The 19,366-nt window shown below is 47.4% G+C and carries 19 protein-coding genes and 1 pseudogene; 10 read left to right on the top strand and 10 right to left on the bottom strand.

The annotated features are described in order from the left end of the window. Nucleotides 1-82 precede the first annotated feature (82 nt). Nucleotides 83-1,456, top strand: coding sequence for a magnesium transporter (mgtE, locus tag KU855_RS10850; protein ID WP_218530305.1), 1,374 nt, complete (start codon nucleotides 83-85; stop codon nucleotides 1,454-1,456). Between the two features lie 50 nt (nucleotides 1,457-1,506). Here the strand turns inward: mgtE and KU855_RS10845 are convergent, their stop codons facing one another. Next, entirely contained in the window at nucleotides 1,507-2,172 is a 666-nt protein-coding gene (locus KU855_RS10845; RefSeq protein ID WP_218530304.1) for an OmpA family protein, read from the bottom strand. Between the two features lie 149 nt (nucleotides 2,173-2,321). Here KU855_RS10845 and KU855_RS10840 point away from each other — a divergent pair, with 149 nt between their 5' ends. Next, nucleotides 2,322-3,461 carry an FIST signal transduction protein gene (locus tag KU855_RS10840; protein ID WP_218530303.1) on the top strand — a complete coding sequence of 380 codons (1,140 nt, stop codon included), beginning with the start codon at nucleotides 2,322-2,324 and terminating at the stop codon, nucleotides 3,459-3,461. Continuing rightward, nucleotides 3,446-4,867 carry a GGDEF domain-containing protein gene (locus KU855_RS10835; protein WP_218530302.1) on the top strand — a complete coding sequence of 474 codons (1,422 nt, stop codon included), beginning with the start codon at nucleotides 3,446-3,448 and terminating at the stop codon, nucleotides 4,865-4,867. The genes KU855_RS10840 and KU855_RS10835 overlap by 16 nt, the downstream gene beginning before the upstream one ends. Here the strand turns inward: KU855_RS10835 and KU855_RS10830 are convergent. Beyond that, a complete protein-coding gene (locus KU855_RS10830; RefSeq protein WP_218530301.1) occupies nucleotides 4,864-5,112 on the bottom strand; it encodes a hypothetical protein in 249 nt (82 codons plus the stop codon). The genes KU855_RS10835 and KU855_RS10830 overlap by 4 nt on opposite strands. Before the next feature lie 220 nt (nucleotides 5,113-5,332). On the opposite strand from KU855_RS10830, the gene KU855_RS19085 reads away from it, so the two are divergent. Both KU855_RS19085 and KU855_RS10825 read left to right on the top strand, forming a co-directional pair. Further along, nucleotides 5,333-5,587, top strand: a complete 255-nt coding sequence (locus KU855_RS19085) for a hypothetical protein (protein ID WP_371316353.1) — start codon at nucleotides 5,333-5,335, stop codon at nucleotides 5,585-5,587. Between the two features lie 15 nt (nucleotides 5,588-5,602). Further along, nucleotides 5,603-6,223, top strand: a pseudogene (locus KU855_RS10825) (EamA family transporter); the annotation flags it as partial. 54 nt (nucleotides 6,224-6,277) lie between these two features. Here KU855_RS10825 and KU855_RS10820 read toward each other — a convergent pair. Beyond that, nucleotides 6,278-7,000 carry a YebC/PmpR family DNA-binding transcriptional regulator gene (locus KU855_RS10820; protein ID WP_218530300.1) on the bottom strand — a complete coding sequence of 241 codons (723 nt, stop codon included), beginning with the start codon at nucleotides 6,998-7,000 and terminating at the stop codon, nucleotides 6,278-6,280. A gap of 194 nt (nucleotides 7,001-7,194) precedes the next feature. Here KU855_RS10820 and KU855_RS10815 point away from each other — a divergent pair, with 194 nt between their 5' ends. After that, the gene (locus KU855_RS10815; protein ID WP_218530299.1) at nucleotides 7,195-8,037 is read left to right on the top strand and encodes a hypothetical protein; all 843 of its coding nucleotides are present in this window, start codon (nucleotides 7,195-7,197) and stop codon (nucleotides 8,035-8,037) included. 129 nt (nucleotides 8,038-8,166) lie between these two features. After that, nucleotides 8,167-9,141 (top strand): LysR substrate-binding domain-containing protein, encoded by a 975-nt coding sequence (locus tag KU855_RS10810; protein WP_218530298.1) that lies wholly within the window; start codon nucleotides 8,167-8,169, stop codon nucleotides 9,139-9,141. A gap of 70 nt (nucleotides 9,142-9,211) precedes the next feature. On the opposite strand, the gene KU855_RS10805 is transcribed toward KU855_RS10810, so the two are convergent. Beyond that, nucleotides 9,212-10,507, bottom strand: coding sequence for a M20 family metallopeptidase (locus KU855_RS10805; protein ID WP_218530297.1), 1,296 nt, complete (start codon nucleotides 10,505-10,507; stop codon nucleotides 9,212-9,214). Between the two features lie 336 nt (nucleotides 10,508-10,843). Between KU855_RS10805 and KU855_RS10800 the strand changes: the two genes are divergently transcribed. Next, the gene (locus KU855_RS10800; protein WP_218530296.1) at nucleotides 10,844-11,278 is read left to right on the top strand and encodes an HNH endonuclease; all 435 of its coding nucleotides are present in this window, start codon (nucleotides 10,844-10,846) and stop codon (nucleotides 11,276-11,278) included. Between the two features lie 205 nt (nucleotides 11,279-11,483). Beyond that, entirely contained in the window at nucleotides 11,484-12,017 is a 534-nt protein-coding gene (locus tag KU855_RS19015) for a type II secretion system protein (protein WP_218530295.1), read from the top strand. Between the two features lie 68 nt (nucleotides 12,018-12,085). Here KU855_RS19015 and KU855_RS10790 read toward each other — a convergent pair whose 3' ends face one another. After that, on the bottom strand, nucleotides 12,086-12,580 hold the full coding sequence (locus KU855_RS10790) for a histidine phosphatase family protein (protein ID WP_218530294.1): 495 nt from the start codon (nucleotides 12,578-12,580) through the stop codon (nucleotides 12,086-12,088). A gap of 286 nt (nucleotides 12,581-12,866) precedes the next feature. On the opposite strand from KU855_RS10790, the gene KU855_RS10785 reads away from it, so the two are divergent. Beyond that, entirely contained in the window at nucleotides 12,867-14,255 is a 1,389-nt protein-coding gene (locus KU855_RS10785; RefSeq protein ID WP_218530293.1) for a DUF4397 domain-containing protein, read from the top strand. A 95-nt stretch (nucleotides 14,256-14,350) separates the two neighbouring features. Here KU855_RS10785 and KU855_RS10780 read toward each other — a convergent pair whose 3' ends face one another. The 5 genes from KU855_RS10780 to KU855_RS10760 all read right to left on the bottom strand — a co-directional run bounded on the left by KU855_RS10780 (nucleotide 14,351) and on the right by KU855_RS10760 (nucleotide 18,993). Continuing rightward, the gene (locus tag KU855_RS10780) at nucleotides 14,351-16,033 is read right to left on the bottom strand and encodes a methyl-accepting chemotaxis protein (RefSeq protein ID WP_218530292.1); all 1,683 of its coding nucleotides are present in this window, start codon (nucleotides 16,031-16,033) and stop codon (nucleotides 14,351-14,353) included. Between the two features lie 667 nt (nucleotides 16,034-16,700). Next, the gene (locus KU855_RS10775) at nucleotides 16,701-16,970 is read right to left on the bottom strand and encodes a Txe/YoeB family addiction module toxin (protein WP_218530291.1); all 270 of its coding nucleotides are present in this window, start codon (nucleotides 16,968-16,970) and stop codon (nucleotides 16,701-16,703) included. After that, nucleotides 16,963-17,217 (bottom strand): type II toxin-antitoxin system Phd/YefM family antitoxin, encoded by a 255-nt coding sequence (locus tag KU855_RS10770; RefSeq protein WP_218530290.1) that lies wholly within the window; start codon nucleotides 17,215-17,217, stop codon nucleotides 16,963-16,965. Before KU855_RS10770 ends, KU855_RS10775 begins: the two co-directional genes overlap by 8 nt. A 198-nt stretch (nucleotides 17,218-17,415) precedes the next feature. Continuing rightward, nucleotides 17,416-18,498 carry an agmatine/peptidylarginine deiminase gene (locus KU855_RS10765; RefSeq protein ID WP_256260980.1) on the bottom strand — a complete coding sequence of 361 codons (1,083 nt, stop codon included), beginning with the start codon at nucleotides 18,496-18,498 and terminating at the stop codon, nucleotides 17,416-17,418. A gap of 108 nt (nucleotides 18,499-18,606) precedes the next feature. Next, on the bottom strand, nucleotides 18,607-18,993 hold the full coding sequence (locus KU855_RS10760) for a DUF2306 domain-containing protein (RefSeq protein ID WP_218530289.1): 387 nt from the start codon (nucleotides 18,991-18,993) through the stop codon (nucleotides 18,607-18,609). Between the last annotated feature and the right edge of the window lie 373 nt (nucleotides 18,994-19,366).

The raw sequence follows: 19,366 nt of genomic DNA, 5'->3' as shown, positions 1-19,366 counted from the left end.
TTGTCACTGAAGTGTTTGAATTGGACGTGTTAATTTACCTAGGCTAAGAGTATGATATGCCCCTGCCACATGGGAGGGATACATGCCAGTCGAAGCACTCAATAATGATCACACTCAATTACTCCTCGATCAGTTATCGCAAGCCATAGGTAGCGGTATGTTTGTGCATGTGCGAGACATGCTCAATAACATGGCTGCCCAAGATATTGCTCACATTATTGAATCGTCAACACCACAAACAAGGCAGGTGTTATGGCAGTTGATTGACCATGATCAAGCTGGCGAAATTCTGGAAGAACTTCCTGAAGATCTTAAAGATCACCTGATCAAACAAATGTCTCCTCAAGGGGTTGCTAAGGCAACTGCTGGCATGGATACCGATGATTTAGCCTACATCTTACGTAGTTTGCCCGACGCCTTATATCAGCAAGTGCTGCAATCGATGAGCATTCAAGATCGCAGCCGAGTTGAGCAGGCATTATCCTACCCTGAAGACACCGCCGGCAGTATCATGAATACCGATACCGTGACACTCAGGCCCGATGTAACCATTGATGTGATCCTGCGTTATTTACGCTTACGTGGCAATTTACCCACGGCCACAGATACCTTGTATGTGGTCGATAAACGTGACCGTTTGCTCGGCGGGATCCGCATCACCGACCTACTGGTGTCTAACCCGACCTCATCGGTACGCGATATCATGATGGCTGATATGGAAGGGATTGTCGTCACCATGTCAGATACTGAGGTTTCGCAGCTATTTGAGCGTCACGATTGGCTGTCGGCGCCGGTCATTGATGAGCAAGGTCACTTATTGGGTCGTATTACCATCGATGATGTCGTCGATATTATCCGTGAAGACGCCGAACACTCCATGATGGGGATGGCAGGCATGGATGATGACGAAGACACCTTCGGCCCGGTACTCAAGAGTACTTTACGTCGTTCGTTATGGTTAACCATGAACCTATTCGCGGCGTTATTAGCCGCATCTGTCAGCAACATGTTTGAAGGCACCATTGAAAAATTTGCCACCATCGCCGTACTGATGACCATAGTTCCCAGCATGGGCGGGGTCGCTGGCAACCAAACCTTAGCCTTGGTGATTCGCGGTATTGCCCTTGGACAAGTGGGTCAAAGCAACTCACGTTGGCTGATTGGCAAAGAGCTCGCCATTGGTTTTCTTAACGGTCTCTTATGGGCCTGTTTGGTGTTTGTCGCCGTCTGGCTATGGAAAGATGATATGGCGCTCGGGCTGCTGATTGGCGGGGCGATGCTGATTAATATGACAGTCGCTGGCTTGGCCGGAGCGGCGATCCCCTTGCTACTTAAACGCTTCAACATTGACCCTGCCCTTGCTGGAGGCATGGTATTGACCACGGTTACCGATGTTATTGGCCTATTTGCCTTCTTAGGGCTGGCCACCTTATTTCTAATGAATCACAGCCTATAAATCACAGGACCCTCAGGGTCCTGTTTGCTTTCATGCCTCAATCAAACAATTTACTGGATGGGCGTCAGCACAATTTCTACGCGACGATTTTGAGCGCGGCCTTCTGTGGTGGTGTTGCTGGCAATAGGGCTGGCCTCCCCTTGACCCTGGGCACTTAAACGCTCAGGACTGACACCTTGCTGCATCATGTAATTACTCACTTCTGCCGCCCGCACTTGCGATAAACGCAAGTTATACTGAACAGAGCCGCTGCTGTCGGTGTAGCCTACGACATTAAGCCGAGTCTTAGGATACTCATTGGCCACCAATACCACCGAGTTTAGGACCTCCTTGGCAGCTTGGCTCAACTGGGCTTGATCGACGCCAAAGGTCACCGCATTAGGCATATTGAGAATAATCGTATCGCCATCACGCGTCACGCTTACGCCCGTGGCTTGTAACTGCTGTCGTAACTTAGCTTCCTGAACGTCCATGTAATAACCAATCCCGCCCCCAAGTGCAGCGCCCGACGCAGCACCAATTAAGGCGCCCTTGCCACGGTCATTTTTGCTGGACGACGCGACCCCAATGGCAGCACCCGCCAGCGCACCAATCAAAGCTCCATTGGTTGCCTTGGCAGACTGTTGTTCATTGGTATAAGGATTCACGGTAGTGCAGCCACTGATTGCCAAGCAAAACAAAGGCAATGCTATCCAATTCTTATTCTTCAAATTCATTTATCGTCCCCAAAATGGAAATAACATAAGCCGCTGATCAGTAATCGCAAATTAGGAGTTTAGCTCCCACTAACCGCCAGCGAAATTGTTGACTACACTTAGGGCATGAATCATAAAACGAAAGTGATATAGCTGCCAAGGAAGAGCGTATGCAAACTCAACAACTTTGTTATGACAATGGCGCTTGGGATCAAGCCGTCACTCTCGACATTGCCGATCCACAGCAGGTGTTAGTGTTGTTATTTGGCAATTTAGTCGAACACCAAGCCGCCCTTGATAGCCTCTATTCACAACTTCCTCAAGCTCATTTTATTGGCGCAACAACCTCAGGTGAAATTAGTCAACATCAGATCACAGACAATGGTTTAGTTGCGACTATCTTGGCCTTCAAGCACACCCAAATTCGTTTAACCCAACGCATCATTAAGCAAGCAGAAGCCTCCTATGACATCGGGGCTGAGATCGCCACCGAACTGCAAGGTGATGACTTAAAATGGCTGTTAGTACTCAGTGATGGCTTGCATGTATTTGGCAGTGATCTCACCCAAGGATTAGTGGATAACTTGCCCGATACTGTCGCCATCACTGGGGGACTTGCTGGTGATAATTTTAAGTTCCAACAAACATTTATCTTGGCCCAAGATCAACTTCTAACCAAACAAGTGGTGGCAGTCGGTCTGTATGGCCACGCGCTAGAAGTCAGCCACGGCTCTCGCGGCGGTTGGCTGCCTTTCGGCCCCGAACGCATGATCACCGCCGCCCAAGGACATCAGCTATTTGAGTTGGATAATCAACCGGCATTGGCCGTGTATAAAGAATATCTAGGCGATATGGTCGAAGCGCTTCCCGCCAGTGGTTTGCGCTTTCCGTTAGAAATTTCGCAGCCAGGCAGTGACACCAAATTAGTGCGCACTATGCTAGCCGTTGACGAGCAAGCACAAAGCATAACATTTGCCGGTGGCATATCTAAGGGGGCGACAGCACGGCTAATGCGAGCCAATGCCGAGTCCATCATTAATGGGGCCGCCAGTGCTATCGATATCTGCTTGGAGTCCATAAAGCACCCCCAAGTAGCGATTCTCATTAGTTGCATCGGTCGCAAACAACTCTTAAAACAAATGACGGGTGAAGAAGTCGATGTCGTCAAAGAACAGCTTAATCAGGCGACGCAAATTTGCGGTTTTTATTCCTACGGAGAAATTGCGCCATTTGACAATAATCACTTTGCCGAACTACATAATCAGACCATGACCATTACTTGCCTGTTTGAATCATGCACCGATTACTAAAACGTCAACTCAAAAAAGTCTTCCCACAGGGGCTCGCAGACGATCCCCAGCTGGCACTCTTGATTGATTTAGTCGATCAGGCCTATCACGATTTTACCGAAGAACAGATGATCATTGAGCGCTCGCTGGATCTCAGCTCCAATGAACTCAACACCAAAAATGCTAACCTGAATGCCTTGCTTAATGCGATGCCTGATACTTATCTGTGGTTAGATAAGCACGATCGCGTCATTGATATCAGGCTCGGCCAAGCCCTCAGTGGTATTTTCACCCCACACCAACATCATCAAACATTAACTGACGCCATCTACAACGGCGACATGAGCGGTTTGAGCCAACACTTAAGTGGAGTCAGAAGTGGCTGTAAACCGAATCTCTATGAGTTTAGTCTCACTCGCCATGGGGATGAACTGTTTATCGAAACCCGTTTTGCCCACTTACGAGGTCAACAGGTGTTATTAATCTTTAGAGATATCACCGTCAGAAAGTTATTGGATAATTATATGGCTCAGGCCTTAGATGAATCTAAGCGCACCTTACAACAGCTGCAAGATGTCATCAATTTAGCCCCCATTGGCTTTGCAATTACCACCTTGGATAATCAGGTTTTGATGCTCAACGACTATGCCATGGAAAAGTTTAATCTCGACTCAACCCAAGTATTACCTGATGATTTTAGTCAGTTGATTGCCAATAAACATCGGCCGCGGTATCAAGAATGCCTAATGCCTTTTCAAACGAAAATTCAAGCCACCAGCACCAAGAATCGCATCGATGTTGATATTTGCCCAGAGGATGCGCCTTGCTTTACCTCCGAGATTGCCATCAGCAATCTGGTGCTCGAGGGAAAATCCATCATCATTCAAACCTTCTTAGATATTTCTGAACGTAAGCACTTAGAAGGTCAATTAAGGCGACTGGCCCAAACCGACTCCTTAACCGGATGTTTCAACCGAGGGCATTTTAATTCGATTGCCACCACTAATCTCGCCAACTGCCAAGAGCTACAACAACCCTTCAGTTTACTGGCGATGGATTTAGATAAGTTTAAAGGTATCAATGATACCTACGGCCATGCAGGCGGGGATGCAGTGCTTATAGCGTTTTGTGAGCGAACCCAACAACAACTGCGCCAAGAAGATGTGTTTGGACGCTTTGGCGGCGAAGAGTTTATTGTTGCGCTGAGCAATACCAATCACAAAGATGCTAAAGACATTGCTGAAAGAATACGCCAACACTTTAGCGTTGAGCCTATCATTCATGCCCAGCAAACCATTCATGCTAGCGTCAGCATTGGGTTAATCACCAGCAACGGGAGCAAGGACACCCTAGAAGATTTATTAAAACAAGCCGATGAATATTTATATTTGGCAAAAAATAACGGCCGTAATCAAGTGTATAGCTAAACCACTAAGGCGATAATACCACCGAGAGTTGCGGCACCTTTGACAACTTGACCAGCTTTATACATTAATGAATCGTTGGCTGCCATTTCAGTCGGCGAGTCCATCCCCAATACATCATGGATCACTTCTTGAACGCCGGTATCGCTTTGTTTGCTGGCATGATTTGCTTGCTTATCACTAATACCGACACTGTCAGCCAACCGATAAGCTCCCAAGCCTAACGCCACACCTGTTGATATATTCATCGCATCTCTCAGTTATTCCGACAGTTGCCAATATCATAACCTAATTACCACAAGATCCCAGCAAAAATCAGCTAGGCTTTCAGCAAAAGATCACAGCTGCAACACAATTAACGCTTTCGATACATCTACTTGAAATATAAAGTAAAAATAAATCACAGCTCATTGAATCTACCCCAAAGATTGCCATAATATTGCGCTACATTTGTACAGTCGCATTGAAATGAAAATCCAAACACAAGGCAATTTATTTGCAGCCGCCGCCTTTGCGGTCTGGGGGTTACTGCCCCTGTATTACCAATTTATCCCTAACGCTAATGTGTTCGAATTGCTAGGTTATCGGCTGGTGTTTTCGGTGCCCGTGATGCTAGTGATATTCACGCTGCTGAAACGACGTCTGCCATGGGCATTATTATGGCAAGACAAACGCTCGAGTCTGCTGTGTTTAGTGGCAAGCGTTATCATGTGTTTTTCATAGTACGCCTTCACTTGGGCCATCACTCATGATCAAGTCTTAGCCGCCAGTTTAGGGTTTTTTATCAACCCCCTGTTTGCCATCGCCCTCGGGGTCATATGTTTACATGAGCGACTGTCTAAAGCGCAGTTGGTCGCGGTGATTTTAGGCATCGCGGGCATTGCCTACTTAATATGGGGCTATGGCCAATTACCGTGGATATCGTTGATCATGGCTGGGTTTTTCGCACTCTATGGCTTGTGTAAAAAGTTTATTAAGTTCGATTCTCTCACCAGCGTGACCTTTGAGGCCATTTGGCTAACACCGATAGCCTTGGGGTACCTTATCTATCTCAGCGTCACCGACCAAAGCCATGCCCTCGCCGGCGGGCTCGAGCAAGTGCTGTTATACATAGGGTCCGCGCCCGTCACCTTGATCCCATTAGCACTGTTTGCCTTGGCCGTTAGTCGCACCAGCCTCACCAATATTGGGCTCATGCAGTATATCGAACCGAGTTTGCAGTTCCTGTTAGCCGTGTTTGTATTCGCCGAAGCCTTCGACGACATTAAACTGGTGAGTTTCAGTCTAATTTGGGCCGGCTTATTGCTGTGCACCTTAGACTCATTGCCGTGGCGACAGTATCGATTACATGTAAAATAGTCGCATAAAAAAAGGCCACGAACACGCGGCCTTTTTTGATTAATCGACTAGAGCTTAGTCTTTGATTTCAGCGTTGTGATAGACATTTTGCACGTCATCGCAATCTTCAAGCTGATTGATAAATTTGTCGAACGTTTCGACATCTTCACCACTGATTTCGGTCATGGTTTGCGGCACGAAAGAAATTTCTTCCATCGCAAAAACCACCTCAGGCATGGCTTCTAACAATGCGGTGCGGGCGTTGCTGAATTCAGAAATGGGGGCAAATACACTGACCATACCGTCTTCTACTTCCACATCAGTCACATCAACGTCAGCCATCATCAGCAATTCTAAAATGCTTTCATCATCATCACCCGGGAACACGAACACCGCTTGATGATCGAACATATGAGCAACGGTACCTGGGCCACCTAACTTGGCATCATTCTTAACAAACGCTTGACGCACTTCAGTGAATGTTCGTTTAACATTGTCGGTTAAGCAGTCAACAATGACCATGCAGTTACCTGGGCCGAAGCCTTCATAGCGGGCAACTTCATAATCTTCACCGCCAGCACCCTTGGCTTTATCGATAGCGCGCTCGATAACGTGGGTCGGTACTTGGTCTTTTTTCGCGCGATCAATTAACCGACGCAGTGATAAGTTACCATCAGGCTCAACGCCACCTTGCTTTGCACAGACATAGATCTCTTTACCGTATTTAGAGTAAACCCTTGTCTTTTGAGTCGCAGTTTTTGCCATGGACTCTTTACGGTTTTGATATGCTCTTCCCATCTTAGTGACTCTTTGACTTGAAAAATTCAGATAAGTGTTGTTGATTTTAACAGTGTTGGCCGCCAAAAACGACCCTAGGCCATGATCCAAAACAAGGCTTACTCAAAAGTCTCAGTGATCCGCTAACGTTAGCCGCTGCAAAGTGCTAACATTTTATCAAGTTTCAAGCTGACAATACGCCAAAAGGACCCACTGTGAAGACCCCAGCCATTGCCCTGAGTTTCATCGCCGCCCTTGCATTGCCGGCACTCGCCAGCCCCAATGACGCCCCTTGGCAATTACGCTACGGGGTCGGCATCCACGACTTTATGGTCAATCAGGTCGATTCGACCACCTTGGGGGTCAATGGGTATTTTAGCTTCGGCCGGCAGTATGGCCAGCTCATGCGTTTTCAAGGCAATATTCATGTGTATATTGATCATGATAAAGACAAATTAGATCCCGACCATATTCCCGTGTGGTTTACATCTGACTACCACATCTCTGGTCAATGGCTGCAATTAACCGCACAGCAAAGCCTCAACTGGCAAGTCGAGCTCGACGGTCGGCGCAATACCGTCAGCTCAGTCGAAAAACAACTGAGGCTGTTCCCCGGGGTTGAGTGGGCGTATCAGGATAACGGCTGGCGTACCGAGCTTGATCTTGGCCTAGGCTATTACTTCCTCGAAATTGATGATGATGTGCCCAAAGAAAGGGGCTATAACCGCGGTGACTTTGGCAATGATAGCCTCGCTTACACAGGTAAGATAGCAACGCAGATCCCCGTCAATGACTCCCTGTCACTGACCCTGTCGGCCCAACAGTGGCGCAATCAGGATGAAAACCTAGAAAACCAATATAAACTGAAGCTTATCTACCAAAAGCCAAGCAGTGAACCACAAAAACACCGCAGTAACTCGATAATTTTTTCCATCGAACATCAACAATATAACCTCGACCCCTATGCCAAGGGGGATATCAATGCCGCGGATTACGTGGCCATTTTACCTTGGGATAGCGATACCATGATCCGCCTAAGTTTTGAGATGCCATGGTAGTTAGGCATCAAGATGATAGCGTGAGGCGAACCCCGCCGATGGGATTTCTTAAACAAACCAACTGGCCTAAGTGTAGATAATGTATATAATTCTTTATCAGTTTGGTGTTAGGACTTATGAGGTAAAGGATTGAAACTTCAGCAACTCAAGTATTTAAAGGCCATTAAGGACAACAACCTCAACGTCTCAAATGCCTCATTAGCGCTATTTACCTCACAGCCTGGTGTCAGTAAACAGGTCGGATTGCTCGAGAAAGAATTAGGGGTGAGGATTTTCGAGCGCCGAGGAAAAAATCTTAGCGGTATCACCGAGATAGGTGAAAAGATCATTGTTCAAGCCGAACGAATGCTCGCCATAGAGCAAAAAATTAAAGTGCTGACAAAAGAGTACCTTGATCCCGATACCGGTGCGCTAAACATCTATACTACACACACTATCGCCCGTTATTTATTGCCAAGCAGCGTGTCTTACTTCACTAAGAAGTACCCAAAAATCAATTTCCATTTACACCCGACTCTGCCATTGCAAAACAACGCCGTCATCAGTAAAGGCTATGCTGACTTTTCTATCGTCGCCCATGATATTGGATCCGATCAAGACTTGATTGTCTTGCCCGCTTATCTGTGGACCTTGGGCTTAGTGCTGCCTAAAAACCACCCCCTAGCCAAGGAAAAACGGCCGACGCTGGCGCAATTGAGTCAATACCCCTTACTCAGTTATGAACAAGGCTCTACCGGGCGCCGCACTCAAGACATCATGTTTGAGCGAGCAGGCTTGTCGCCACATTATTTTATGACGGTCATGGATGCCGACGTCATCAAACGTTACGTGGAACTCGGTTATGGGATCGGGATAATTTCGTCATTGGCAGCAAGGGATATTCACAATAGCGATCTGATTTTTGTGAATTTAGATCACCTGTTCCCTCCCAGCAAAGCGTGGATTTGCTTCAGTAAAGATATTTTGCTGCAAAACTATATGTACGACTTTATTTCATCCTTCTCGCCCCACCTGAGCAAAAATGTGGTGGAAACCATTATGCACCAGCATAACGAAGAACAGAGCCAACAGTTACTGAGCAGCCTGTCCCTGCCGGTGTACTAGGTCAACGGCCAACACAGCGGTCAAAGCCAATGCAGGCCCTAGCCGCTCGTGCATACGCGCCTGACTGCGATTATTGCTGTTGCGGTTGCTGCGCGGCAAAGGCATCGAGCGCCGCTCGCGTCATGGCTCGCACCCCAGTCGCCAGAGTTAACGGGTAATCTGGCGCGAATTGGCTCGAGTGTAATGACGGCAAGGCTTGGTGAGTCTCAATACTTGCCTGATACTCTTGAGGGTTCACCGCCCCAAGCCAAAATAAGGTAATCGGTACTTGCTGCTCGGTTCGGCCAAATAAGCCAAAATCTTCACCCGCCATGACCGCAGGGGCTTGCACTAGGTTATCAGCGCCCAATTCCGCCGCAATACTTTGCTGAACCCTAGCGGCTAACTGCGGATCATTATAGGTCGATGGAATGCTCTCATCTTGATGCACCACCACGGTTGGCATCAAGGATTCAGGTAAGCCAACGCTAATGGCAATGCCAGTGACTAAGCGTTTGATCGCCGCAATTTGTTGTTCGCGTACTTCAGGATTATATGAGCGCAATGTCAGCTGCAACGTCACTTGATCAGAAATAATATTATGCTTAGCACCGCCATGAATCGAGCCAACAGTAATCACATTGGGCTCTAACGGTGATATTTCACGGCTAACAATGGTTTGCAGGGCCAATACCGTCCGCGCCGCCAACACCACAGGATCTATGGTCATGTGCGGATAGGCGCCATGCCCTCCCTTGCCCTTGATGACAATATCCACCGAATCAACATTGGCTAATGCATAGCCAGAAATCGTGCCCACTTTACCCGCTGGAATTGCCGCACTCACATGTAAACCTAAGACCGCATCGGGTAAAGCAAATGTCTGATATAACCCATCATTGAGCATGGCTTTGGCGCCACCACCGACCTCTTCCGCCGGTTGTGCCACTATCATCAAGGTGCCTTGCCATTGATCTTTACGTTGCATTAATTGGGCCGCGGTCCCTATTAAACTAGTCATATGAATATCATGACCACAACCATGCATAACACCCACTGTGTTGTTATTGGCGTCTAGTGTGGTCACTTTAGAGGCGTAAGGCTTACCCGTTTGTTCAATAATGGGTAAGCCATCCATGTCGGCGCGGATCATAATCACAGGGCCATCACCATTGCGAGCCAACGCCACGACGCCATAGCCACCGACATTGTCGGTGACATCAAAGCCCAGTTGCTTGAGTTCCGCCGCCATTCGCTGACTGGTTTGCCGCTCTTGATAGGACAACTCAGGTGATTGATGTAACTCCAAATACAAGGTTTCAAGGCGAGGTAGCGCTTGCTGAACGCTAGCGTCGAGATCCGTGGCCATAGCCATTGGTAGCCACATCAGGACACCAAGGCCCGCGATGAATATTCGGTTTGAGATAGAGCAAAGCGACCCACATTGCGATAAGAACATAAGCGAAATAACTTGGCAGTGATTGTATGAAAATCAAACTAACACACGGATCTGGTTTTTGATACGACGCAACGCAACAAAATTGCAACAAGCCGAGATAACGCTTGTTCAGACACAAAGGGGAGCGCCCCTAATAACAGCCGCCCCCGACGGCAGGTCGACACCAACGACCAGACCATGACTAATATCAACAATCTAACTGGTAATTACTCAAGGAGTTTGGCAAGATGAATCTAGCGCGGTATGAGGCAATCAAGGTGTGAAATGGCATATAAAATTGAAGTCACTTATCGCGTTGCCGACACGATTCGTACTCGCCGTTATCAGTCAGAAATCAGTGCCAAACGTAATATCTTCAAATGGCTACGGCTCCAGCAGCCCAACCAACCTGCTCGCGCCAGTTACTTTTCCCCGACGGATGGTTATCAACAATTTGACGATAGTGAGCAACTCAACCAATTTGCTCCTTCAACGCTTGAAAACTTCTATTTATCCAATGCGTGGCGCAGCTTGAGATATCAAGTGCTGAGCACCAGAGAACCCCGTTGCGCCTTATGCCGGCAAACACCAGAACAACATGGCATCAGCTTACACGTCGATCATATTCTACCGCGCTCCAAATATCCTGAGCTGGCGCTAGATATCAATAACCTACAAATACTTTGCCAAGACTGTAACTTAGGTAAAAGCAACCAGTAACCCAAAGCGCATGATGTATTAAGTACTTAGGCCAAAGTGAGCAAACACTAATGTACATCGATTCAACGGCTATATTTCTCGACACATCGCTATCAACAGGTTAATGTTTTGTTAACTTGTGTATCTGACTAATATTGCACGCGCTTAAACTGGCAACTATGCTGAAGATAACGATTTGATAAGGATATGGTGATTGACTCTGTTCATGGCTGATAGCTACTCACAAGGATCGGGAACGCAGCCCAATCACCCTCGCCAAAGTCAGGGGTTTACTCTCATTGAGTTGGTTGTCGTGATCATTATTCTTGGCATCTTAGCGGTAACCGCTGCCCCTAAATTTCTTAATCTGCAACGCGATGCTAAAATCAGTGCGCTTGAAGGTGCTAAAGCCTCGTTAGATGGCGCCAATAAACTGGTCTACAGTAAAGCGGTATTACAAGGTCAAAACAAGATCAATGCGACCACGGCTAACATAGATACCAACTCGGATGGCACCCCAGATATTATCGGCTATTACGGCTTAATCAAATTTGTCGTGTCGGCCCGAGAATACGCTAATATTTCAGGTGAGTTCACCTTAAGCAAGCATTATGGCGGCTCGGCCCCGACCTTACCGTACTTTATTATTTTCTTTACCGACTCGCCGGCCTCAGTGTCGATGCAGTGCTTTATCGAAGTCTATTACCCCAGCGCACCCAATGGTCAAGTAACCTATAACGCGGTAACTGAGGATTGCTAATCTCCGCCCATGTTAGCCAATTAACCCCGTCTTTGGCGTTAGCAGCCGTCGGTAGAGTGCTGCCGACATCACTCATCTGAAGTTAACTCCACTAAGCGGTAGCCTTGTGGTTGCTGTTGCAACCAAAAAATATCACTAAACTCATCCTCATCAAGGTGTCTCTCCCAACCAGTCAATTGCTTAAGCAAGACTGGGGTGGTATTGCTGTGGCCCACAACCACCACAGTGCCCGTGCTTTGCTGCAAGGAGTGAGCAAAACTCGCAAGCTGGGTTGGATCGTACACAGTCACCGCCACACCTAAGCGCTCAGCTAAAGGTGCAGCCGTCTGTAATGTCCGTTGATAATCCGTGCTATAGACAGCGATGGGTTGCAGTGGCGCCAAACGACTGGCAATCCGCTCAGCGCGGGCTTGGCCCAAGGGGCTTAACGCCGGATCAGGCCCCTGCAACTTTTCGCTGTGGCGCAATAACACGATATCGCCTGCCCGCGCCATGGGGGCCATGACCATCAAGGCCAATATCAGCAGCCAACTAAGGTGTATCATTTTTGCGTTAGCGTGCATTTTTCTCCCCTTGATTTATATAAATTTAATAGCAGGAAAACTCACAACAGTTGTGCAGTAAGCTCGTGCATAACAGCCTATCAAACTTTTGCTCTCCTACTCAAAACTCCGCCAACAACTGATCCTACCGACGCCTACTCACGTAACGTTAGCTGGTTTATCAAGGGCGGCGTTATTTATGCCCTTAGTCGACTTAATGCGATACCTGACTTGTGAAACCACCCGCGGCTGCAGCTCCTCCAAAGGAGCCTCCCTATTTATTTTTCACACCAAAAAGAGGGTTCTAATGAAAACATTTACTCTACCGCTGTTGGCGGTCTCAGCGTTGTTGCTCAGCGCCTGTGGCGACGATGATAATAAGCAAGAGATTGTCCCCCCTGTGCAACCTTCTCAACCCCAGCTGCAAGTGATCCATGCCATCGCCGATGCCCCTGCAGTCAATATCATGGCAAACGGCAATTCACTATTAAATGAGGTGCCTTTTACCGCCGCCAGTGCCGAGCTCGATATTGCCGCGGCAGATTACAACGTGACCGTCGACGCCATCTTACCCGATGGCACGACCACGGGTGTTGATGCCCTCAGTGCCAGTTTTAGTGCCGCCAACGATACCCAGTATCTGGCGATTGCTATTGGCAGTTTAGCGACTGCCAATAGTGTGTCGTTAAAGCTCATCGCAAATCCCGATAATGAGATTGCCGACGGCTATACCCGTCTCCAGGTATTACATGCAGCGCCCGCCGTCGGTATGGTTGATATTTATGCGACTGCACCAAACGCTGATATTAGTAACACCTCTCCGACCTTAAGTGCCGTCGACTTTGGTCAACATAGCGACCCCTTAGAAATATTAGCTGGCGATTATCAAATTAGAATAACCGCGAAAGACAGCAAAACACCTGTGTATGATTCAGGCACACTCGCCCTCGCATCTGATGAGGATTATCTGGTGGCTGCCATCACTAACACAGGGACTGGCGGCTCACCGGTGGCGCTGCTGGCCGTTACAGATGAAGACACACCGGCCGTGGTGGTGCGTGATATTAACAGCCAAAGTGATATTCGCGTGGTTCACGCCGTCGCGGACGCACCCGCGGTCGATGTCTGGCTTGACGGCGCCAACTCCCCTGCCGTAAATGCATTAACTTTTAAGCAAGTGACTCCTTATGTCAGCATTGGTGCCGGAGATCACACCGCCACCATTACCGCCGACGCCGAAAATAGTCTAGTCGTTGTCGATGCCGCCGCGTTCACGACGGTCTTGGGTAGCAGCTATACCTTGATAGCCGCCGACGATAACTTACCTTTTGACAGCTTAACGATACTCGACGTGGATGAAGATAGACGGCGCGTAGCCACCGAAGCTAAAGTTCGCATCACCCATGCTTCGGCCAGTGCGGGCTCGGTGGATATCTATGTCACTACTGATGGCAACATTGCCAATGCCACGCCAGCTGTGGCTAATGTACCCTTTGGCGCCACGACGGCAGTGCTCAAACTTGCCGCCGGTGACTATGTCTTAGATGTGACACCGACAGGCACAAAAACCGTGGCATTAGGCCCGCTAGCAATCAGCCTAAATGCCGCCGGAATTTACGCAGCGATTGCCGTTGATAATGCAGCGGGCGGAGCGCCACTGGGGGTTATATTACTGGATGACTTTAACGTGAATTAAGCGCTCAGGGCTAATGGTTAGGCGCAATAAAGCCCTAACCATTAGCTGTGGTAACCTGAGGCATGAGACCCGCCATCACTCAAGGCCGGCAGGCGCTAGTGATATTGCTTCTGGCCGTCATTGAAGAAGTCAATTTGATTGATCAGATTTTGCGCCTGATCGGACATCGACTGACTGGCCGCAGCAGCCTCTTCCACTAAGGCAGCATTTTGCTGAGTCATATCATCCATTTGACTCACGGCAATGGTGACTTCTTTTATCCCAGTCGATTGCTCTTTACCGGCATTATCGATATCGGCAATCATCTCACTGACTTCTTCAATAGAGTGAAATAACTCTTTAAAGGTGTCTTTGGTTTGACCGACAAATTTAGTGCCCCGATCAACCGCCGTCACGCTGTCGTTAATCAACTCTTTAATCTCTTTCGCCGCGCTGCCCGAGCGCTGCGCTAAATTGCGCACCTCGGCGGCGACGACCGCAAACCCTCGCCCTTGTTCTCCAGCTCTTGCTGCCTCAACCGCCGCATTCAACGCCAATAAATTCGTTTGAAAAGCAATTTCGTTTATCACGCCAATAATATCGGCAATTTTTTTACTCGACTGATTAATTGCTTGCATCGCCTGAATGGTATTGGCGACCACATTGCCACCGTCATTGGCTTTTTGCATGACTGATGAGGACAATCCCGAGGCTCTGGTTGCATTCTCGGCGTTTAACTGCACCGTACTACTGAGCTGCTCCATCGCCGATGACGTTTGCTCTAAACGCGAGGCTTGCGCCTCAGTGCGCACGCTAAGTTCATTATTGCCCGAAGCTATTTCTCTTGATGATTCAAACACGCTCGCAGAAGTCGTGCGAATATTCGTGACTAAACTGCGCAATGTAGTGATGAACTCATTTAAGGAGGTGCCGATCACTTGGAATTCACCGACCAGTTCTTGATCGATCGATTTAGTTAAATCCCCTTTTGAGAGCGACATTAATACGTTTCTTATTTTGGCGATGGCTCGCTTTCTCGCCGTAATATCGGTGGCATATTTCACCACTTTATAGGGCCTGCCATTGGTATCAAAAATCGGGTTATAAGACGCCTGGATCCAAACCCGTTTGCCGTCTTTACCAAAACGCAGGTACTCATTGACATCATATTCACCACGATTAAGGTTTTGCCAAAACGCTTTATATTCATTCGAGTGTTTATACTGAGGTTCAACAAATAGACTGTGGTGTTTCCCCCTGATGTCATCGAGGCGATAACCCATGGTATTAAGAAAATTATCATTGGCAGTAATGATGGTGCCATCCATATTAAACTCAATCACGGCTTGCGCTTTACTGATGGCATCAATTTGGCCATAAATATCGGCATTTTTGCGCTTTTGCTCAGTAATGTCGGTCGCTATTTTCACGACTTTATACGGCCGACCATTGACACCGATAATCGGGGTATAAGAGGCTTGGATCCACACCTCTTTGCCAAATTTTCCTAAGCGCCGATATTCCTTACTTTCATGTTCACCTCGATTGAGTTTTTGCCAAAAAAGTTGGTAATCGCGACTATTTTTAACATCGAGATCAACAAACATGCTGTGGTGTTTGCCTTGGACTTCAGCCAAACGATAGCCCATGGCATTGAGGAAATTGTCATTGGCAGTAATGATGGTGCCATCCATATTAAATTCTATCACCGCCTGAACTTTGCTAATGGCATTAAATTTGGCGGTTAATTCATGCAACTCAGCCATGACATCCTGAGCCTTGTTATCAACATCATCCATGTTGCTTTCCTTGTAAAATATGCACAAAAAATGATTCAACTTCCCTTAATAGCCGCGGTGCTAAGCAAGCATATTGCTTGGCAATATCATGTGGGGGACAGGCTAGGTTGACTGAGGGAGTGGAAAAAATGGTTGATATCCATATGACAATGACTCATTGCTACATCCATGTTGACGCGATAAATTAATCGTAATGTCAAAAGTATAGTCAATGATTCTGTGCGCTAAAAATTATTCACACTGCCTTGCCTAAATCTTAGCGATTACTCACATTGACATGGCTGTGAGTCACACCTTATATGCAGTACCCTTAGATCCGTCGGCGCCAGTGCTAACCAACCGAGAAACAGACTCACAACGCCATCAGGGGTTGCAATCAGCTCGGCGCATCGTCAGCATCCACTCTGGCCGCTTAGCTTTATTAGGCAAAAAATAACGACTCCTAACGCCACGGTTAAAGCGGAGGGATTAAAAAATTAACACTTAAGATGCGGAGCAAGAAAAAATAATGATGTGCTAAGGCATTGATATGTAGAGGTAACGAAATTAGCTGACGGTGCTAAGGGATCGATGCGGCTAGTAAGAAATGTTACGGCTAAGCACACACCTAAAAAACGTAAGTTCTTACGCCGATATTTACACTATAAAGGGATCACTCGGGCTTGTTCTAGTAGTGGTAACCACACGAAATTATCGTTATCGCTTGATCATCGACTGCATAAACAAGCCTGTTGGTATCGTCAATACGACGAGACCAAAAATCAGATAAGTTCTCTTTTAACGGTACAGGTTTACCAATGCCCTCAAAAGGAGAACGCTTAACATCATTGATGAGTTTGTTGATGCGTTTGAGCGTTTTTTTGTCTTGCGTTTGCCAATACAGGCAGTCACCCCAAGCGTCGTCAGTCCATGACAGTAAGCGTTGACTGCTACTCATCAATTAAATCTCGTGCGGTTGTTTGACCAGCACGATACTGTGCAATTGAGCGATTGAGGTGTTCAGCATTTTGAGGAGAGCGTAGTAAGTAAACTGTTTCCATTAGGCTATTGTAGTAATCTAAAGACATAACCACAGCATCTTCAGAGTCACGTCGTGTAATGACTGTTGTATCTGCGTCATTAACTACACCGTCTAATACAGCTTTAAGACCATTTCTAGCTTCAGTAAAAGATACGATTCTCATAAGAACCTCCACATGTACATTTAATGGAACAAGTATAGTCTTTACATACAGACTTGTACTGTAAGTTGGACATGCAATATTGATAAGGCAACTAACGCCCTGCACCGCGGAAAAGCGGAGCAGAGCCAATTTTTGGTAAAGTGAGCGCAGCGAACCAAAAAATTGGCGGCGCGTAGCTTTTTCCGCTGCTGCTACTTGTTAGGCCATCGGTTCTTGTTGGGTCGCGCAATGAATGCTTCCACCACCTGCGGCAATACCGTCGATATTAATCTGTTCAATTATTCGGTCTGGAAACGCTTTTTGCACAGCCACCTTAGCCGCATTGTCGGCTTTTACATCTCCAAACTCTTGCATGATCACTGCGTCATTACACACATAGAAGCCTATGTAACCAGCGGCGAAATCTTCCGTTTCGTAGTCTTCTCGTACTGTCGAGGGTCCTTCAAGAGTGATTACTTCTAGCTTATTTCCCTGTGCATCGCTAGCCGATTCAAGGAGTTCTAAATGGCGCTTCGTCACTTCATGGTCGAAGGAGGTTGGATCAGGGTCGTAACCTGCCAGCACAACACCGGGGCGAGCGAACCGCGCATAGAAGTCGGTGTGACCATCGGTTATGTCTTTTCCCTTGATGCCGGGCAGCCAGATGATCTTGTCAAGTCCCAACAGAGGCATTAGAGAATCTTCAAACTGAGCTTTGGACATACCTGGATTCCGGTTCGCATTGAGTGTGCAGCTCTCCGTGATAATAGCAGTGCCGTGACCGTCTACCTCAATACAGCCGCCTTCCATGACCAGTTGCGTTCCAATGATCTTGACGCCCGCGCGTGAGGCCACAAAATCTGCAACCTTGGCATCCCAGCGGTGTTCCTGCTTCTCGCCCCAGCCGTTGAAGTTGAGATTTACCGCAGCCTTCTTCCCTTGTTCTGTTATCACGAATACCGGACCGGTGTCGCGGATCCACAGGTCATCCAGCGGAGAAACGATCAACTGTACTGTATCCCCGACCATTTCCCGCGCCAGGTCGTATTCGTTTTCCCTGACCAACATAGAAACCGGTTCATATTTTGCGATAGTTTGGGCAAGGGTGGCGAGATTGCGCTGTACTTCAGGTAGCAAATCTCGTCCCCATATGGCGGCACTCGCGCCAAAAGCCATCCATGTGCGCTTGTGTGGGTCGCTCTCATCTGGCATGAACCAGCCATCAGTGTATTCTTCTTTGCCGCTGGCACCCACCCTGCACCCCATGATCAAACTCGCTGTCAGGATTCCTGCTTTCTGCATGAAACGTCTTCTTGTGACCATGTGAATCTCCTGTGTGCCTAACGCTTCATGCCGGTGCGCTGTAGGCGACACCTGGAATGACTTGTTATGTGACGGTTAAATTAATACTTAAACGAAAAGCCAGCCATGGAGTAAACGCCCCGGCAGTAAAGCAAATGTACCTGCAACTAGCATACCACCAACATACAAAGCGACCATGCTGGTTTTGTGTCTTTTAATATTGCCATTTTTAGCTGAGAAATATGCTACGGGTACAGCATAAATTGTTAGAAAACTTAGCAAATGAATGTACCCAAAATGACCTAAAAATAACGTGCCCAATTGAGCTTGCATAAAAAGAGAAATACTCGCTGTTACAAGCATGAGAATCATATAAATTCTCCCAAACTTTTTGTGGTTTGGTGTACCTTTTTTTGTAAAGAGAAGATAAGTGCCAATTAAAAATGCTGGAATAACAGTTGCCAGATGAATATATGCAAGTTCAAGATAGCTCACGAATTAATACCCTTTATTCTTATGAATTACTGCAAATGTATGATTAGTCACACTTAGATTCTCAAAGTAACCAACACACTTAGAATAGACTTGATGGCCAGCTGCTCGTAGGCTGACGTTCTCACACAAACAACCAGGTGCTCACATAGTGAAACAATACAAGCAGCTGACACTCAAGGAACGATACCAGATAGAAGCACTACTGGGAATGGAGTTAACAGTAAGGGATATCGCTGCGAAGCTGATGTGATCTGATCCAATACTTTTGGACACCACGCTAAGTGAGTAAAATGACTTAACGAGGTGAATATGACAACCAAAAAGCCCCGCAAGACCCACACTGCTGAATTTAAAGCTGAAGCCCTGAAATTAG

This window comes from Shewanella sp. NIFS-20-20, assembly GCF_019209865.1.
Lineage (GTDB): Bacteria > Pseudomonadota > Gammaproteobacteria > Enterobacterales > Shewanellaceae > Shewanella.
Note: the sequence above shows the minus strand (reverse complement) of the source record. Positions and strands in the feature narration are given on the sequence as shown.

Bases quoted from the DNA above. Each gene is read 5' to 3' on its own strand.
- KU855_RS19085 (WP_371316353.1), top strand. From the start codon at position 5,333: ATGAAAATCCAAACACAAGGCAATTTATTTGCAGCCGCCGCCTTTGCG.
- KU855_RS10820 (WP_218530300.1), bottom strand. From the start codon at position 7,000: ATGGGAAGAGCATATCAAAACCGTAAAGAGTCCATGGCAAAAACTGCG.
- KU855_RS10785 (WP_218530293.1), top strand. From the start codon at position 12,867: ATGAAAACATTTACTCTACCGCTGTTGGCGGTCTCAGCGTTGTTGCTC.
- KU855_RS19015 (WP_218530295.1), top strand. From the start codon at position 11,484: ATGGCTGATAGCTACTCACAAGGATCGGGAACGCAGCCCAATCACCCT.
- KU855_RS10790 (WP_218530294.1), bottom strand. From the start codon at position 12,580: ATGCACGCTAACGCAAAAATGATACACCTTAGTTGGCTGCTGATATTG.
- KU855_RS10770 (WP_218530290.1), bottom strand. From the start codon at position 17,217: ATGAGAATCGTATCTTTTACTGAAGCTAGAAATGGTCTTAAAGCTGTA.
- KU855_RS10830 (WP_218530301.1), bottom strand. From the start codon at position 5,112: ATGAATATATCAACAGGTGTGGCGTTAGGCTTGGGAGCTTATCGGTTG.
- KU855_RS10845 (WP_218530304.1), bottom strand. From the start codon at position 2,172: ATGAATTTGAAGAATAAGAATTGGATAGCATTGCCTTTGTTTTGCTTG.
- KU855_RS10835 (WP_218530302.1), top strand. From the start codon at position 3,446: ATGCACCGATTACTAAAACGTCAACTCAAAAAAGTCTTCCCACAGGGG.
- KU855_RS10800 (WP_218530296.1), top strand. From the start codon at position 10,844: ATGGCATATAAAATTGAAGTCACTTATCGCGTTGCCGACACGATTCGT.
- KU855_RS10765 (WP_256260980.1), bottom strand. From the start codon at position 18,498: ATGCAGAAAGCAGGAATCCTGACAGCGAGTTTGATCATGGGGTGCAGG.
- KU855_RS10780 (WP_218530292.1), bottom strand. From the start codon at position 16,033: ATGGATGATGTTGATAACAAGGCTCAGGATGTCATGGCTGAGTTGCAT.
- KU855_RS10805 (WP_218530297.1), bottom strand. From the start codon at position 10,507: ATGTGGCTACCAATGGCTATGGCCACGGATCTCGACGCTAGCGTTCAG.
- KU855_RS10840 (WP_218530303.1), top strand. From the start codon at position 2,322: ATGCAAACTCAACAACTTTGTTATGACAATGGCGCTTGGGATCAAGCC.
- KU855_RS10775 (WP_218530291.1), bottom strand. From the start codon at position 16,970: ATGAGTAGCAGTCAACGCTTACTGTCATGGACTGACGACGCTTGGGGT.
- mgtE (WP_218530305.1), top strand. From the start codon at position 83: ATGCCAGTCGAAGCACTCAATAATGATCACACTCAATTACTCCTCGAT.